We start from the raw sequence: 306 nt of genomic DNA, 5'->3' as shown, positions 1-306 counted from the left end.
CGGACGGCGGCCAGGCACAGCGCCTCCAGGCAGCCGCGTCCGCCGCAGCCGCACCGGACGCCGTCCAGCTGCACGGTCTGGTGCCCGAACTCGCCCGCCCCCGTCCGCTCCCCCCGGTGCACCGCCCCGCCGAGGACGAGCCCCGCGCCGAGGCCGGTGCCGAGGTGGAGGTAGGCGAAGTCGGCGGGGCCCTCCGCGCCGAGGGCGAGGCCGAGCGCGGCGGCGTTGGTGTCCTTGTCGAGGACCACGGGCAGCCCGGTCCGGGCGGCGAGCGCCTCGCGCAGCGGGTAGCCGTCCCACTGCGGG

The 306-nt window shown here is 79.7% G+C and carries 1 protein-coding gene; it reads right to left on the bottom strand.

From position 1 onward, the window contains the following. Window positions 1–306, bottom strand: a 306-nt coding sequence (locus G3I41_RS29670) for an ROK family protein (RefSeq protein ID WP_164403583.1), incomplete at both ends; no start/stop codon positions are given.

Origin of the sequence: Streptomyces sp. SID9727 (genome assembly GCF_010550605.1) — a bacterium.
GTDB lineage: Bacteria > Actinomycetota > Actinomycetes > Streptomycetales > Streptomycetaceae > Streptomyces.
This window is presented reverse-complemented; position numbering and strand designations above follow the sequence as displayed.